This window comes from Pseudoalteromonas sp. APM04 (assembly GCF_022809815.1).
Lineage (GTDB): Bacteria > Pseudomonadota > Gammaproteobacteria > Enterobacterales > Alteromonadaceae > Pseudoalteromonas > Pseudoalteromonas marina.
In genome coordinates, this window is sequence record NZ_CP094441.1 from 2,190,419 (window position 1) to 2,207,797 (window position 17,379).

Here is a 17,379-nt window from a genome sequence, read left to right on the forward strand (position 1 = left end):
CGGCGCCTTTATTGTACTTGTTTTATTTGTTGTTGTCTTTTTTGAATTTAAAGCAATAACAGATAATGTAACTTTCTTTTTATTGGTTTAAACCCGTTTAGCCAATCAAACTTGCAAGTACACTGTATATTAAATTACTCAGGATCTTTAGATTGTTTTTCAAGGCGTTTTTCCCAGAAAGTAGCGTTTTTTATACCTAACTTAATTGGGTCAAAGGTAATTTTACCGCCTTTTTTCTTTTGCTCTTCGTAATCGCTTAAACATAACAGTGCCGGTTTTGCGACAAAGAAAATAGCTAAAATGCCTAAGATGTTGATCCACGCCATTAAGCCTACACCTATGTCACCAATGCTCCAAATATACCCAGAGCTATTAACCATTCCGTACGCCACCATAAACATGATCACAAACTTCACAATAACCAGAGGAATACTTCCTTTAAAGTAACGATTTAAGTAAGCAATGTTTGTTTCTGCAATGAAGTAATAAGCTAAAATAGTAGTGAACGCAAAGAAGAATAACGCAATACCTACAAATGCCTCACCAAAACCGCCAAATACACTAAACAAAGCCATTTGCGTAAATGCTGCAGAGCCTACTTCAGTTGCTGCATCAACATTTTGTACAATAAATTGACCAGCTGGTAGCTCGCCAACAATGTTGTATTGTTGTGTTAACAAAATCATCAGTGCAGTTGCAGTACATACGAAGATGGTATCTACGTACACTGAAAAAGCCTGAACTAAACCTTGTTGCGCTGGGTGGTCTACTTCTGCCGCAGACGCTGCATGAGGACCTGTACCTTGACCCGCCTCATTTGAATATATTCCGCGTTTTACACCCCAGCCAATTGCAGCTCCAAATCCGGCTTGAGCTGTAAAGGCGTCGCTTATTATCATAGCAAAAATATCAGGCACTCTATCGATGTGTAAAAACACTACGATTAAGGCAAGCACGATGTAGCCCAAAGCCATAAATGGCACAACAATTTGAGTAAAGTTGGCAATACGTTTTATACCACCAAAAATGATAAATGCTAAAACGATAAGAATAATAGCCAGCGCAACTAGCTTAAAGCTACCTACATCGCCAAAGCTGGTCGACACCATAGTACCGTCGCCAAATACTTGAGTAAATGCGTTACCCACCGCATTTGCTTGTACACCGGGTAGGAAAACACCACACGCAACAACGGCAGAAATAGCAAATAAGATAGCTAACCATTTTTGCTTTAAACAACGGTCAAAGTAATACGCTGGACCACCACGATATTGACCGTTTTCTTCTTCTTTATAAATTTGACCAAGAGTTGATTCAGCGAAGGCTGTACTTGCACCTAAAAATGCAACAACCCACATCCAGAAAATAGCCCCTGGGCCACCAAAACCGATAGCAGCAGCAACACCTGCAATGTTACCAACACCGACTCGCCCCGATAGAGACACTGCAAGTGCTTGAAAAGAAGAAATACCTTTTTCAGATGTGTTAGGACTAAAAAGTAATTTACACATTTCTTTAAAATGTCTGACTTGGGCAAATCGAGTTAATACAGAATAAAACAAGCCCGCGCCAAGGCATAAGTAAATAAGGGCATTACTCCAAACAACATCATTAACAGCGCTTACAAAAGCTTCCATGGATATCCTCTATAGTTATATTTTTTATTATGAATTACGAGACTCTGTTTTAGCTACTCAGAATGCGCGACATGAAACGATTAAAAATCGGGCTTAAATATGCCTACCTTTAATTCGATTGTTATTGATATTAACTTAAGTGAGCTAACTTTGTTAACACTTAATTTTCATATTTACAGATAAAACGTGCGCTTCGACGTATTATTTGAGGGTTATTTAACCAGTATTTGGTTTGTTTGAATATAATGGAGGTTTATAGAAAGTAATTTAAATAGACTTCTGATTGAAGGAATTTATAAAACGATTTTACATATTAACTAATTTTAAATTTGTGTATAAAAGGCATCAATAATTGATGCCTTTTATCAGTACTCTATCTTAGCGTATCAACCACATTAACAATGGCTGCTAACGTGTCTTGACCAAACTGATACGAGCGACGATCTGACCAGCCGTAGTCAGGATCTGGTAAATCGTTATTGTCTTTAAATGGCATTTCAATTGTGTATGTAAGCGCTTTAAACTCTTCAGCCGTTGCCGACGATGCAACTGTTAAAAGAGCTTGGCCTGCCTCATCTTTCGGGTAACCGTGTTCGTCTTGAAACTCCGGTGTTATTGTTAATAACGCCGCTTTAAAGCTGTCTTCTAAGTTTTTAAGTCGCTCATCGTAACTTGGAATACCTTCGCTGCCAGCAACAAAGTTATAAGGAATGGCTTCATCACCATGAATATCAAGGTGCATATCTAAGCCTGTTTCGCGCATTTTATTTAGGACTAAATACACTTCTGGGCTATTTTCCATACTAGGTGTTTGCCATTCGCGATTTAAGTTAACACCTTTAGCATTAGTACGTAAATGACCACGTACACTGCCATCTGGGTTCATATTTGGCACGATGTAAAATACAGCCTTTGATAACAATGCGGCAGCATGTGGGTCTTCATCATCAAGTAACTTATGAAGTAATCCCTCTACAAACCACTCTGCCATAGTTTCACCTGGATGCTGGCGTGCTGTTACCCAAATTACTTTTTTATCTTCGTTTGGCTCGCCAATTTTTAATACGCTCATATCGCGCCCATCAAGTGTTTCACCCAACGTTTGAAGTTGGCAAGCACCTTGGGTTTGCGCCCACGACAATAAATCTAAATGGCGGTCATAGCTATATGGTGCGAAATAAGCAAAATAAACACTGCCGCACTCTGGCTCTATTTCAAAACTTAGCGTGCCATTTTCATAGTTTGATGGAACACGAAACCATGTTTGGCGATCGTAAGATGCGACTGCTTGATAGCCTTCCCACCCATCTGGGTATGCTGATTTTTCAAGCTGATTAATATTAAGCTTATGTAATTGGTAAGGCGTTGTTTCTAATCGAAAGTGAAACCACTGATAAAATTCAGAGTTGTGGTCGTTATTAATCTCTAATTGAATATTAAGCGGATCGGTTGCATCAATTACCTTGATATTACCACTGTCGAAATTACTACTGATTTTCATGAAAAAACCTTTAATTTGAATAAGCCCATCTGCATTTTAACTCGCAGAACTAACACCACGAATAATACTACTCGCAGTAAATACAGTGTATTTTATAACTCTAACACGCACTGTATTTTAATAAGCAAAGCGTAGCACAAGGCATACACTTTAAAAATGATTGCACATTAAAAAAGCCAGCTAAACGCTGGCTTTTAAATACTACATATACATTAGCGTGGTAAGCTTGGGAATGACACTTCAGCCATATCTCGCATACAACGTACTACTTGGCAGCTATAGCCAAATTCATTATCGTACCATACGTATAATACAATACGATTATCGTCAACAATTGTCGCTTGTGAGTCAACAACACCTGCATAACGGCTACCCACTAAATCGGTAGACACTATTTCTGTTGATGCAGTGTAATCAATTTGGTCACGTAAATCTGAGTGCAGCGCTGTATCGCGTAAAAATGCATTTAGTTCTTCAACTGATGTATTAGTTGCTAAGTTTAAGTTTAAAATAGCAAGCGATACGTTAGGCGTAGGAACACGAATAGCATTACCTGTTAACTTACCTTCAAGCTCTGGCAATGCTTTAGATACAGCTTTTGCTGCGCCTGTTTCAGTTATTACCATGTTAAGCGCTGCGGCACGACCACGACGTTCGGCTTTGTGATAGTTATCAATTAGGTTTTGATCGTTTGTGTATGAGTGAACCGTTTCAACGTGACCATTATTAATACCAAACTTATCGTTTAACGCTTTTAATGTTGGTGTTATTGCATTTGTTGTACAGCTTGCTGCACAAACAATTTTATCTTCAGATAAAATATCTTGGTTATTTACACCATATACGATGTTTTTAATATTGCCTTTAGCCGGTGCCGTTAATAATACTTTAGCTGCGCCTTTACACTCTAAATGCTGACCAAGGCCTGCTTCATCTTTCCAAATACCTGTGTTATCAACAATTAACGCATTATCGATACCGTATTGGGTGTAATCTATTTCACTAGGCGAGTTTGCATAAATAACCTGAATGTAACTGCCGTTCGCTTTAATCGCGTTGCGCTCTTTATCAATGGTGATTGAACCATTAAATGGACCATGAATTGAATCGCGACGTAATAAACTAGCGCGCTTTTCAAGGTCACCTTCTTTACCACCACGCACAACGATTGCACGTAGACGTAAATCGGCGTAAGGACCCGATTTTTCAATTAATAAGCGAGCAAGCAAACGACCAATACGACCAAAACCATAAAGAACTACATCGCGAGGTTCTTTCACTGTTGAATCGGCTATTTCTGCTAATTCATCTTTAACGAACTCTTCAACTGAACGGCCATTAGCAACGTCGCTGTATAAATAGCTGTATGCAAGCTTACCAATATCAATACGAGCAGAGTTTAATTCCATTTTACTGATTGCTTCTAAAAACGGGAAGCTTTCACGTAAACGTAATTTTGTGCCTTCAAATTGCGCAACAGTTTTGTGAGATTTAATAATTTCAATAGTACTGGCATTTACGAGAGGACGGCCATATACGGCAATTTCAATACCACGATTACGGTAAAGTTTACCAATGATAGGTTGCATGCTTTCAGCGTAATCTTGGCGCTCTTGCCAACTATTTGTGTATTCTAACTCGTGAGATGAGGTCATTTTATTTACCTAAGTTTATCATTTTGAACGGATAGCCTTTAAAAGTGCACTATATTTTGAGAGTAATGCACTTCAGGCACGGCTATTCTAATTTAATCTGAAGTTATTCTCTACTGTTAGGCGTTAAATGATTGCGCTAGAATGGCTGCGTAGATATTTATTTGGGGTTTAGGAATGCTAAAAAGAGCAAGTTTACTACTTGGATTACTAACATTAGCGGGTTGTGAAGAACCTGTGACGCTAGCAAAAGTTTGTAAGGAAACACCCGGCTTTTGTTCTGATTTAAACAAAGACAGCCATTGTAAAGACGAGCGTGCTGAAGTTATCTTAAAGCGTTACAGTGAATACAAAGAGCCAACGGATGAAAATAAATATCAATTATTAAAAGAATTTGAAACATACAACCAATGTATAACACTGGCGGCTAAAATTGAGCACATAAAGCTCAAAGCTAAGAAGACGTCTCGCATAGATGGACAACTCACTAGCATTAAAGAAATGACGCGCCTTTATCAAGACACTATTGATACAAATCACCCCGGTTTACTTTATTACCATTGGTCCAGAAACAATAATCAAGGTGCATTAAATAAGCTATTGGCTATAGAAGACGATCCTAGTGTTACACAAAGTGCTGAAATGCAGTTTTTTTTAGCGTCGTATTACATTAAGTTTGATGACGAAAAAACGATTGATTTGCTCTATAAAACGCTAGAGTTAAATCAAAAAGGGCGCATACCCAATCCTGAGGTGTACACATCACTTATCAGCCTGTTTTATAAACATGATAAATTTAAACATGCTTATATATTTTCAAAAGTAGCGCAAATGTCGGGAATCGAAAATATAGATCTATTTGAAATAGAGCAGGAACTCTTAAGTACTGGTAAAAACTTATCTGGACTTGATTCACTTGCCGAGCAAACCTATCAACAAGTATTAGAGGGTGAATTTGTATCACCTAGAGAATTTTAGATAATAATAAACCCCGCTTAAGCAGAGTTATGCGAGGAATAAATAAAAAGGCAGCTTTCGCTGCCTTTTTTTATTTTGCTTTGCTGGTGCCCACTTCAACACGAGTCTTTAATTTTTGACCCGGTCTAAAGGTGACAACACGACGCGCCGAAATAGGAATGTCTTCGCCTGTTTTCGGATTACGCCCTGGTCTTTCTTTTTTGTCTCGAAGATCAAAGTTACCAAATCCAGAAAGCTTAACCTGCTCTCCTTTTTCTAGCGCTGAGCGGATTTCTTCAAAAAACGCTTCAACTAAATCTTTGGCATCTTTTTTATTGATCCCGAGCTTTTCAAATAGGTGTTCAGCTATGTCGGCTTTAGTAAGCGCCATATCTAGTCCCTCAACGATGCATTAAACTTTTCGGCCAATTCGGCCACCACGTTATCAACTACTAGATTGATATCTTTCTCTTCGAGTGTTCTATCAACCGCTTGCAGTGTTAGAGCAATCGCCAAACTCTTATAATTTGGCTCAATACCTTTGCCCTTATACACATCGAATAAGTTTAGGTCAACCAATTGATTTCCGCCAACTTTTTCTATGGCGTTTAAAATATCACCAGATTTAACGCTGTCGGCCACTAAAATCGCGATGTCGCGACGGTTTGAAGGAAATTTAGACACGCTTTCTGCTTGTGGTAAATTTCTTTTTTCAATTGCTGACATTTCAATTTCAAATACAAAAGTTGCGTTATTGATATCTAACGACTTTTGCGCTTGAGGATGTAATGCACCAAAAAAACCAACCTTTTTACCGTCAACATAAATAATAGCTGACTGGCCCGGATGAAGTCCATCTGACTGCTCTGCTTTAATTTCAAAGCGACTTACATCGTTAGTGATCGCAAGTAATGCCTCAACATCCCCTTTTAAGTCATAAAAGTCGACATTGCGCTTTTCTTCAACCCAATGTTCGCCATGAACCAAACCAGTAATAACGCCACCAATAACAGGCACTTGGTATACACCATTTTCTGCATTTTCATCGCTTATAAATTTAAGACCATGCTCAAATAAACGAATACGTGGTTGTTGACGATTTTGGTTGTATGCAACAGATGCTAATAGACCCGGCATTAAGCTAACACGCATGGCTGACATTTCAATTGAAATAGGATGCGGTAGAACAAGTGCGTCACTTTGAGGATGCAAAATAGCTTGTGCCTTAGGGTCAACAAAGCTGTATGTAATCGCTTCTTGGTAACCACGTGTTACTAACGTATTGCGGAATTTGCTTAGTGCAATGCTCGCTTCGTTATGAGTGGTCATCTTAAGTTTTGCAGTTGGAGCCACATTTGGAATACTGTTGTAACCGTAAACGCGCGCAACTTCTTCTATCAAATCTTCTTCAATGCGAATATCAAAACGGTAACTAGGTACGTCTGCACTCCAGCTGTCATTTTCTACTTTAACATCAAGGCCTAAGCGAGTCAGAATATCAGTTACTTTAGCATCATCAATGTGATGACCTATTACGCGGTCTAAACGTGAACGACGCAAACGAACTTCAGTCACCTTAGGTAACTTATCAGCCGCCACGGCTTCTACTACAGGGCCTGCTTGACCACCTACAATTTCAAGAAGTAGCGCTGTGGCACGCTGCATAGCATCGTGTTGTAGAGCAAAATCTACACCACGTTCATAACGATGTGATGCATCAGTGTGTAGGCCGTAACTACGTGCTTGACCAGCAATTGCTACCGGATTAAAGAACGCACTTTCAAGCAGTATGTCTGTTGTTTTTTCAGTAACACCTGATTGCTCACCACCAAAAATACCAGCAATGGCAAGTGCTTTATCATTATCTGCTATAACGAGTGTAGACTCGTTTAATTTAGCTGTATTACCATCAAGCAGTACTAGTTCTTCATCTGCATTTGCACTACGTACTTTAATGCCACCTTCAATTACACTTAAATCAAATGCATGCATAGGGTGACCAAGTTCGAGTAATACATAGTTAGTTACATCAACAACCGGATCGATTGAACGTACACCACTACGACGTAATTTTTCAACCATCCATAACGGTGTTTCTGCATCAAGATTTATACCTTTTATTACACGACCTAAATAACGCGGGCATGCATCTTCGTTCACGAGCTCAATTGATACTTTGTCGTCAATTGTTGGAGCAACAGCGGGGATTTCTAATACGTTTACATCAATGCTGTTTAAAACGCCTACTTCACGGGCAAGACCTTTAATACCAAGGCAGTCACCACGGTTTGGTGTTAAATCAACATCAATAATGTTGTCGTCAAGGCTTAAATAGTCACGTAAATCCGCGCCAATGGGTGCATCACTCGGTAACTCCATGATGCCGTCACCTTCTTCGCTAATGCCTAGCTCGTCAAATGCACATAACATACCGTGTGAAGGCTGACCGCGAAGTTTTGCTTTTTTAATTTTGAAATCGCCAGGTAATACTGCACCAACGGTTGCAACCGCGACTTTAATTCCTTCACGACAGTTTGGCGCACCACACACAATATCAAGCAGCTCATCGCCACCTACGTTAATTTTAGTAACGCGAAGTTTATCCGCATCAGGGTGTTGACCACATTCAACAACTTCGCCTACTAACACACCATTAAATTTGGCTGCAGCTGGCTCAACGCCGTCAACTTCAAGGCCAGCCATAGAAAGCTGTTCCGACAGAGCTTGCGTATCAATAGCAGGATTAACCCACTCTCTTAACCACTTTTCACTAAATTTCATTTTATTGCTTCACTCTTAACGGAACTGGTTTAGGAATTTTAAGTCATTTTCGAAAAATGCACGTAAATCGTTTACGCCGTAACGCAACATTGTTAGGCGCTCTACACCCATGCCGAATGCAAAACCAGTGTATTTTTCTGGATCAATACCTACAGACTTAAGAACGTTCGGATGTACCATGCCACAGCCTAGTACCTCTAACCATTTGCCGTCTTTGCCCATCACATCTACTTCAGCTGAAGGTTCTGTAAATGGGAAAAATGATGGACGGAAACGAATTTCCATATCTTCTTCAAAAAAGTTACGCAAAAAGTCATGTAATATACCTTTAAGCTCAGTAAAGCTTACATCGGTATCAACCATTAACCCTTCTACCTGATGAAACATAGGTGTATGTGTCTGATCGTAATCGTTACGATACACACGCCCAGGTGAGATAATTCGTAGCGGTGGCTGTTCCGTTTCCATAGTACGAATTTGCACGCCACTTGTTTGTGTACGCAATACTAATTTAGGATTGAAATAAAAGGTATCGTGATCAGCACGCGCAGGGTGATGTTCAGGGATATTTAAAGCATCAAAGTTATGAAAATCATCTTCAATCTCAGGACCTGATTTCACCTCGAAACCTAACTCACCAAAAAAGCTTTCAATACGCTCAATTGTCCGTGTTACTGGGTGTAATCCACCTGTAAGCATCACACGTCCAGGTAAAGTAACGTCAATTGTTTCAGCGGCTAGCTTTTCTTCTAGCGCCTTGCTTGCTAAAAGCTCACGCTTGTCGTTAATTGCAGCTTGTACATCTTGCTTAGCCTGATTAATTACCTGGCCTGCTTCTTTGCGTTCTTCAGGAGCAATTTTACCCAGTGTTTTAAGTAAGCTAGTGATTTCGCCTTTTTTACCAAGGTAATTAACCCTGATCTCTTCTAGTTGCGCGATTTCACTGGCACTGGCTACCGCCTCAAGTGCTTGCGCTAATATATTTTCTAAGTTCATTCGATACCTGATCTTTCACAGAAGGTGATTACAATTTAATTGACTAATGATAACTGAAAGCGGGGTCTAGATTCTAGACCTACTAGAGCTTTAACGTTGATTTTATAAAGGGAATTGTTAATTTTCGCTGTGCGGCCATAGATGCATGATCTAATTTGTCTAATACATCGAGTAAAGCACGCATATCTCGACTTAGACGCGTTAGTAAAAAGCGTGCACATTCATCGCTTAACTCAAGCCCACGCATGTGTGCCCGCTTAACAAGCGCCTGCGCTTTATCATCATCACTCATTGAACGTATTTGAAAGGTGGTTCCCCAAGTCAAACGAGATTCTAAATCAGGAAGCGAGATATTTAACATATTTGGTAACAGGTCTGCGGTTACGACTAACATTTTACCGGGTTCGTTAAAGCGATTAAAAAAATTAAACAGGGCCTTTTCCCAGGCATCGTTCCCTGCAACTAAGTGGACATCGTCTATACACAATACATCAAGCGCTTCGAGTCCATCGAGGACCATAGGGCCAAAATTGATAACCTCGCGCATAGAAAGTAACATGTTAGAGAGGCCACGTTCTTGCGCTTTTATGCACGTCGCGTATAACAAGTGAGACTTACCCGAATCACCCAATCCACACAAATAAGTATATTGAAATGAATTTGCCAACTCAGAAAAGCTCGCTTTAAGATGGTTAACTTCTAATGAGTCCTCACCACCAAAGTACGATGCAAACGTCTCGTCATCAGGCAGAGTAACAGGCAACGCCATTTGCATTGGTTCATGAGTTAGCACTATGGTTTTATCCATTGATATTCAAGGCTATTTTTGTCAACAACATGATAGAAAGCGCGTGGGTCAACATAATCTTTAAAAGCAGAATCAAGACCAAGCGCTTTTTTTAAATCTGTAACATCGCCTGTATGACTCAATTTGTATTCAACAAACCCAGTCGTTTTTCGAGCAATCGTAACTTGTGTAACTACACTTAAACTCTGTAAACGTCTTTTAGCTAGTTCAACATCTACAAAATTTTCGGCCCCTTTTAAAGTTAAAATAGCTGAAGCTTGCTCGTAGTATGCATTGGGATCAATTGCATATTCACTTGCTAGCCCTCTAGCTAGTGTATCTATCATTTGACTAACAATTTGTTGTTTATCACCAACTAAACGATTTTCATCAAACAAATCATCATTTGTGAATCGCCAATCTAAAACCCAGTTATTACTGTTATTGTCTTTGTACATTTTGGCCGTAATACTTCTTTCAGCACTATACCGCTGAGACGCCTCTTCTATAGGCCCTGAAAAATTACCCCACACCTCGGGTATACCTACTAGACGCCTATCTTGTAAGTCCAGTAATGGCACAACAACAGGTAAGCCACGTCTTCGAGCATTATCGTAAATTAATTGTTCAAGCTGCGGATAGCTCTCTTGTGTAACTAGCTCTCTTCGCCAATTATCTTCAATACCTAGCCAAATAGCGACTAAAGGACGCTGTGAACCCCATAGAGGTAGACTTAATTCTTTTATAAGCGCATTAATTTTACGTGCTTCAAATTTAACAATTAATTTTAACTGACCTTCAGCACGCTCATCGTATTCAAATTTAAGCATGTAATCGGAGATATCTTTAGTTCGCTGTTGAGCTAATCGATTTTGATCCGCCGTTTCATCACCACTTACTTTTACCAAAACATTGAGTAAGGCTTTACGGCTTGCCGCTAATCGAGTATCTCTTGATTTATCATCAACTTTTAAAATATCTTGATATAGATCAGTGACCTCAACTGCTGAAACAGAAAAACAAATTAAAATGGATATTATGCTTATTAATAATCTATACACTGTATGTTAGTTCTTGGTTTTAAACTGATTTGATCCTAAATCAAAGCCAGTAACAAAGCAAAATTATATTTGTTACTGTGATATATTGATTCTTATAGATTTAGCCTCTCATACAATGTTGATTTAATTAAAACTCTAGATTTATAAACAAATTCACTCAGCCAAAAAGAGAGCAACTAAAGCCAAACCTTCTAAAAAGACATACTCTCTTCAAAGTAATGCCAACACAACTGTATTAAGTTCTAAAAATATATTAGCTTTTATTCGCTACTGCTAAGGGAAACAGGAAGCTGTTGAATCGTGTCAGCGTTTGAAGGGCTTGCTTTCGCGCAGTTTTGCATGATGTATAGGAATACAAATGCCGGGTGCACAGGCTGTGAAAGAGCGACCGCTACTGAGTTCGCCATAGGGTCTTGGCAATTTACTAAATTACTTTTTTGCAGACGTAAAAAAGCCCGGCTATTTCTAGTCGGGCTTTGTACAATTTGACGCCTGTTAATGTCGTGGTGCCCACAGCGGTGGAGAGTCACATAGCAAATGTTGCCTATCATAGGCCAGTGTATTGAATAACCAAAACACTGTTCACAAAGAGGCGCTTCGCTTAAGAGACGCGACGCTTTAGAGAAGAAAATGTTGAAGATTACTTTTCTGTAGACGTAAAAAAGCCCGACTATTGCTAGTCGGGCTTTCTACAATTTGGAGCCTGGTAATGTCCTACTTTCACATAACAAATGCTACACTATCATCGGCGCTGTTTCGTTTCACTACTGAGTTCGGCATGGGGTCAGGTGGGTCCAAAACGCTATTGTCACCAAGCAAATTTGGTGTCAGTCCGTATCGCTACGTACTAACTAAAATTTGGAATTTCTGATAATAAAGTCTTCAAGTATCTACTTTAGTTATATTAACTTCTTCGCTTGTTTCACTATCACATAAAACGCGTTTGGCGTTGTATGGTTAAGCCTCACGGGTAATTAGTACAAGTTAGCTTAATGGCTCACACCACTTCCACATCTTGCCTATCAACGTTGTAGTCTTCAACGGCCCTTCAGAGACTTTAAAAGTCTAGTGAGAACTCATCTCGAGGCCTGCTTCGCGCTTAGATGCTTTCAGCGCTTATCAGTTCCGAACGTAGCTACCGGGCAATGCCATTGGCATGACAACCCGAACACCAGCGGTTCGTTCACTCCGGTCCTCTCGTACTAGGAGCAACCCCTCTCAATTCTCAAACGCCCACGGCAGATAGGGACCGAACTGTCTCACGACGTTCTAAACCCAGCTCGCGTACCACTTTAAATGGCGAACAGCCATACCCTTGGGACCGACTTCAGCCCCAGGATGTGATGAGCCGACATCGAGGTGCCAAACACCGCCGTCGATATGAACTCTTGGGCGGTATCAGCCTGTTATCCCCGGAGTACCTTTTATCCGTTGAGCGATGGCCCTTCCATTCAGAACCACCGGATCACTATGACCTACTTTCGTACCTGCTCGACGTGTCTGTCTCGCAGTTAAGCTGGCTTCTACCATTACACTAACCGTACGATGTCCGACCGTACTTAGCCAACCTTCGTGCTCCTCCGTTACTCTTTGGGAGGAGACCGCCCCAGTCAAACTACCCACCAGGCACTGTCCGTAACCCCGATTCAGGGGCCAACGTTAGAACATCAAAACTACAAGGGTGGTATTTCAAGGACGACTCCAACAAGACTAGCGTCTCATCTTCAAAGTCTCCCACCTATCCTACACATGTAGGTTCAATGTTCAGTGCCAAGCTGTAGTAAAGGTTCACGGGGTCTTTCCGTCTAGCCGCGGGTACACAGCATCTTCACTGCGATTTCAATTTCACTGAGTCTCGGGTGGAGACAGCGTGGCCATGGTTACACCATTCGTGCAGGTCGGAACTTACCCGACAAGGAATTTCGCTACCTTAGGACCGTTATAGTTACGGCCGCCGTTTACCGGGGCTTCGATCAAGAGCTTCTCCGAAGATAACCCCATCAATTAACCTTCCGGCACCGGGCAGGTGTCACACCGTATACGTCATCTTGCGATTTTGCACAGTGCTGTGTTTTTAATAAACAGTCCCAGCCACCTGGTCACTGCGGCTCCCGTCCGCTTAGAGAGCAAGTCTCATCACAGATAGGAGCGTACCTTCTCCCGAAGTTACGGTACGATTTTGCCTAGTTCCTTCACCCGAGTTCTCTCAAGCGCCTTAGTATTCTCTACCTGACCACCTGTGTCGGTTTGGGGTACGATTCGGTATAATCTGAAGCTTAGAGGCTTTTCCTGGAAGTATGGCATCAGCAACTTCATCACCGTAGTGACTCGTCTCGTGTCTCAGGTTTAATGTTCGTCCGGATTTACCTAAACAAACGCCCTACTCACTTTCACATGGACAACCATCGCCATGCTTGCTTAGCCTTCTCCGTCCCCCCATCGCAATTATACCAAGTACGGAAATATTAATCCGTTTCCCATCGACTACGCCTTTCGGCCTCGCCTTAGGGGTCGACTTACCCTACCCTGATTAACATGGGATAGGAACCCTTGGTCTTCCGGCGTGCGGGTTTTTCACCCGCATTATCGTTACTCATGTCAGCATTCGCACTTCTGATACGTCCAGCATACCTCCCGGTACACCTTCAACCGCTTACAGAACGCTCCCCTACCACTCATACAAAGTATGAATCCGCAGCTTCGGTGCATAGTTTAGCCCCGTTACATCTTCCGCGCAGACCGACTCGACCAGTGAGCTATTACGCTTTCTTTAAAGGATGGCTGCTTCTAAGCCAACCTCCTGGCTGTCTGGGCCTTTCCACATCGTTTCCCACTTAACTATGACTTTGGGACCTTAGCTGGCGGTCTGGGTTGTTTCCCTCTTCACGACGGACGTTAGCACCCGCCGTGTGTCTCCCGGATATTACTTTACGGTATTCGGAGTTTGCAAAGGGTTGGTAAGTCGGGATGACCCCCTAGCCTTAACAGTGCTCTACCCCCGTAAGTATTCGTCCGAGGCTCTACCTAAATAGATTTCGGGGAGAACCAGCTATCTCCCGGTTTGATTAGCCTTTCACTCCTAGCCACAGGTCATCCCCTAACTTTTCAACGTTAGTGGGTTCGGTCCTCCAGTTGATGTTACTCAACCTTCAACCTGCCCATGGCTAGATCACCGGGTTTCGGGTCTATACCTTGCAACTATTCGCCCAGTTAAGACTCGGTTTCCCTACGGCTACCCTAATCGGTTAACCTCGCTACAAAATATAAGTCGCTGACCCATTATACAAAAGGTACGCAGTCACAGAACAAGTCTGCTCCTACTGCTTGTACGTACACGGTTTCAGGTTCTATTTCACTCCCCTCACAGGGGTTCTTTTCGCCTTTCCCTCACGGTACTGGTTCACTATCGGTCAGTTGGGAGTATTTAGCCTTAGATGATGGTCCACCTATATTCAGTCAAAGTTTCACGTGCTCCGACCTACTCGATTTCACTTAAAATGTCTTTTCATGTACGGGACTATCACCCTGTATCGTGGCACTTTCCAGAGCCTTCCATTAACACATAATAAGCTTAAGGGCTGTTCCGATTTCGCTCGCCGCTACTTTCGGAATCTCGGTTGATTTCTTTTCCTACGGGTACTTAGATGTTTCAGTTCTCCGCGTTCGCCTCGTTAACCTATGTATTCAGTTAACGATACCTGCAAGCAGGTGGGTTTCCCCATTCGGAAATCCTAGTCTCAAGTGCTTTTTACTAGCTTGACTAGGCTTATCGCAAGTTAATACGTCCTTCATCGCCTCCAACTGCCAAGGCATCCACCGTGTACGCTTAGTCACTTAACCATACAACCCAAACGGGTCTTTGTTTTGTGACAGTTTAACTTCGCCAGAAGTTAATATTGAATACTAAAGTAGATACCAATCAATCAACTCAAAGAGTGATTAAATGGCACTGAATGATACTGCTATCATTCTTTTTTACTTTTGAAAACTCTGTACAAATAACAATGTTATTCATACGAATTTTATTATCAGCTTTTCCAAATTTTTAAAGAGCATATTAATTAACTAAGCCAGTGGCTTAACTAATTAACAATCATCTGTGTGGACACTACGAACAAATAAGTTCTAAATCGTATAAGGAGGTGATCCAGCCCCAGGTTCCCCTAGGGCTACCTTGTTACGACTTCACCCCAGTCATGAATCACTCCGTGGTAAACGTCCTCCCGAGGGTTAGACTATCTACTTCTGGAGCAACCCACTCCCATGGTGTGACGGGCGGTGTGTACAAGGCCCGGGAACGTATTCACCGCGTCATTCTGATACGCGATTACTAGCGATTCCGACTTCATGGAGTCGAGTTGCAGACTCCAATCCGGACTACGACGCACTTTAAGTGATTCGCTTACCTTCGCAGGTTCGCAGCACTCTGTATGCGCCATTGTAGCACGTGTGTAGCCCTACACGTAAGGGCCATGATGACTTGACGTCGTCCCCACCTTCCTCCGGTTTATCACCGGCAGTCTCCTTAGAGTTCTCAGCATTACCTGCTAGCAACTAAGGATAGGGGTTGCGCTCGTTGCGGGACTTAACCCAACATCTCACAACACGAGCTGACGACAGCCATGCAGCACCTGTATCAGAGTTCCCGAAGGCACCAATCTATCTCTAGAAAGTTCTCTGTATGTCAAGTGTAGGTAAGGTTCTTCGCGTTGCATCGAATTAAACCACATGCTCCACCGCTTGTGCGGGCCCCCGTCAATTCATTTGAGTTTTAACCTTGCGGCCGTACTCCCCAGGCGGTCTACTTAATGCGTTAGCTTTGAAAAACAGAACCGAGGTTCCGAGCTTCTAGTAGACATCGTTTACGGCGTGGACTACCGGGGTATCTAATCCCGTTTGCTCCCCACGCTTTCGTACATGAGCGTCAGTGTTGACCCAGGTGGCTGCCTTCGCCATCGGTATTCCTTCAGATCTCTACGCATTTCACCGCTACACCTGAAATTCTACCACCCTCTATCACACTCTAGTTTGCCAGTTCGAAATGCAGTTCCCAGGTTGAGCCCGGGGCTTTCACATCTCGCTTAACAAACCGCCTGCGTACGCTTTACGCCCAGTAATTCCGATTAACGCTCGCACCCTCCGTATTACCGCGGCTGCTGGCACGGAGTTAGCCGGTGCTTCTTCTGTCAGTAACGTCACAGATATGAGGTATTAACTCACACCCTTTCCTCCTGACTGAAAGTGCTTTACAACCCGAAGGCCTTCTTCACACACGCGGCATGGCTGCATCAGGCTTTCGCCCATTGTGCAATATTCCCCACTGCTGCCTCCCGTAGGAGTCTGGACCGTGTCTCAGTTCCAGTGTGGCTGATCATCCTCTCAAACCAGCTAGGGATCGTTGCCTTGGTGAGCCATTACCTCACCAACTAGCTAATCCCACTTGGGCCAATCTAAAGGCGAGAGCCGAAGCCCCCTTTGGTCCGTAGACATTATGCGGTATTAGCAGTCGTTTCCAACTGTTGTCCCCCACCTCAAGGCATGTTCCCAAGCATTACTCACCCGTCCGCCGCTCGTCAGCAAAGTAGCAAGCTACTTTCTGTTACCGCTCGACTTGCATGTGTTAGGCCTGCCGCCAGCGTTCAATCTGAGCCATGATCAAACTCTTCAATTAAAAAGTTTTGTGTCTTTCGACAGCTCAATGAATTCTGAATTTATTTAATATCTTTCGATATTGAATTGACTGTGCTGCAATTCCTACCGAAGTAGTTATTGCTGTTGGTCACTCAGTTTCAATTGAGACTCTAATTTGTTTGCCTCACTACCTAAGTAGCTTGGCTGTTAGAACTCAATCTGTACGAGTGCCCACACAGATGATTGCTTTATATTGTTAAAGAACGTTTGAGTTGCCTTAGCGACTCAAGGGAAGCGAATCTTACGCTTTCCTGTATTTTTGTCAACACTTAATTTTAAACTTTATAAAAATCTAAACTCAAGTTTTACTCGACTC

Annotated in this window: 9 protein-coding genes and 3 rRNA genes; 1 reads left to right on the forward strand and 11 read right to left on the reverse strand. The window is 42.1% G+C overall.

Going from position 1 to position 17,379, the window contains the following annotated elements:
* Positions 1–134: 134 nt before the first annotated feature.
* The 3 genes from MTP24_RS10145 to MTP24_RS10155 form a co-directional block, all read right to left on the reverse strand.
* Positions 135–1,637, reverse strand: a complete 1,503-nt coding sequence (locus MTP24_RS10145; RefSeq protein WP_008132031.1) for an alanine/glycine:cation symporter family protein — start codon at positions 1,635–1,637, stop codon at positions 135–137.
* A 373-nt stretch (positions 1,638–2,010) separates the two neighbouring features.
* Positions 2,011–3,138: a M14-type cytosolic carboxypeptidase gene (locus tag MTP24_RS10150; protein WP_243531033.1), complete on the reverse strand. Its 1,128-nt coding sequence runs from the start codon at positions 3,136–3,138 to the stop codon at positions 2,011–2,013.
* A 212-nt stretch (positions 3,139–3,350) separates the two neighbouring features.
* A complete protein-coding gene (locus tag MTP24_RS10155) occupies positions 3,351–4,793 on the reverse strand; it encodes a glyceraldehyde-3-phosphate dehydrogenase (RefSeq protein WP_006794496.1) in 1,443 nt (480 codons plus the stop codon).
* Positions 4,794–4,967: 174 nt separating this feature from the next.
* Between MTP24_RS10155 and MTP24_RS10160 the strand changes: the two genes are divergently transcribed.
* Positions 4,968–5,768: a DUF2989 domain-containing protein gene (locus MTP24_RS10160; RefSeq protein ID WP_010557230.1), complete on the forward strand. Its 801-nt coding sequence runs from the start codon at positions 4,968–4,970 to the stop codon at positions 5,766–5,768.
* Between the two features lie 70 nt (positions 5,769–5,838).
* Here MTP24_RS10160 and ihfA read toward each other — a convergent pair whose 3' ends face one another.
* From ihfA to MTP24_RS10200, 8 genes are all read right to left on the reverse strand, one after another.
* A complete protein-coding gene (gene ihfA, locus MTP24_RS10165) occupies positions 5,839–6,138 on the reverse strand; it encodes an integration host factor subunit alpha (protein WP_002960690.1) in 300 nt (99 codons plus the stop codon).
* A gap of 2 nt (positions 6,139–6,140) precedes the next feature.
* A complete protein-coding gene (pheT, locus tag MTP24_RS10170) occupies positions 6,141–8,528 on the reverse strand; it encodes a phenylalanine--tRNA ligase subunit beta (RefSeq protein ID WP_243531036.1) in 2,388 nt (795 codons plus the stop codon).
* Between the two features lie 15 nt (positions 8,529–8,543).
* Positions 8,544–9,524, reverse strand: a complete 981-nt coding sequence (gene pheS, locus MTP24_RS10175) for a phenylalanine--tRNA ligase subunit alpha (RefSeq protein WP_243531038.1) — start codon at positions 9,522–9,524, stop codon at positions 8,544–8,546.
* An 82-nt stretch (positions 9,525–9,606) separates the two neighbouring features.
* Positions 9,607–10,317: a DnaA inactivator Hda gene (hda, locus tag MTP24_RS10180; protein WP_170865585.1), complete on the reverse strand. Its 711-nt coding sequence runs from the start codon at positions 10,315–10,317 to the stop codon at positions 9,607–9,609.
* A complete protein-coding gene (locus MTP24_RS10185; protein WP_243531040.1) occupies positions 10,317–11,372 on the reverse strand; it encodes a DUF2066 domain-containing protein in 1,056 nt (351 codons plus the stop codon). The genes hda and MTP24_RS10185 overlap by 1 nt, the downstream gene beginning before the upstream one ends.
* 701 nt (positions 11,373–12,073) lie before the next feature.
* Positions 12,074–12,188: ribosomal RNA gene (rrf, locus tag MTP24_RS10190) — 5S ribosomal RNA — on the reverse strand.
* A 137-nt stretch (positions 12,189–12,325) separates the two neighbouring features.
* A 23S ribosomal RNA gene (locus MTP24_RS10195) occupies positions 12,326–15,212 on the reverse strand.
* A 295-nt stretch (positions 15,213–15,507) separates the two neighbouring features.
* A 16S ribosomal RNA gene (locus tag MTP24_RS10200) occupies positions 15,508–17,043 on the reverse strand.
* Together the 16S, 23S and 5S rRNA genes form the textbook arrangement of a ribosomal RNA operon.
* Between the last annotated feature and the right edge of the window lie 336 nt (positions 17,044–17,379).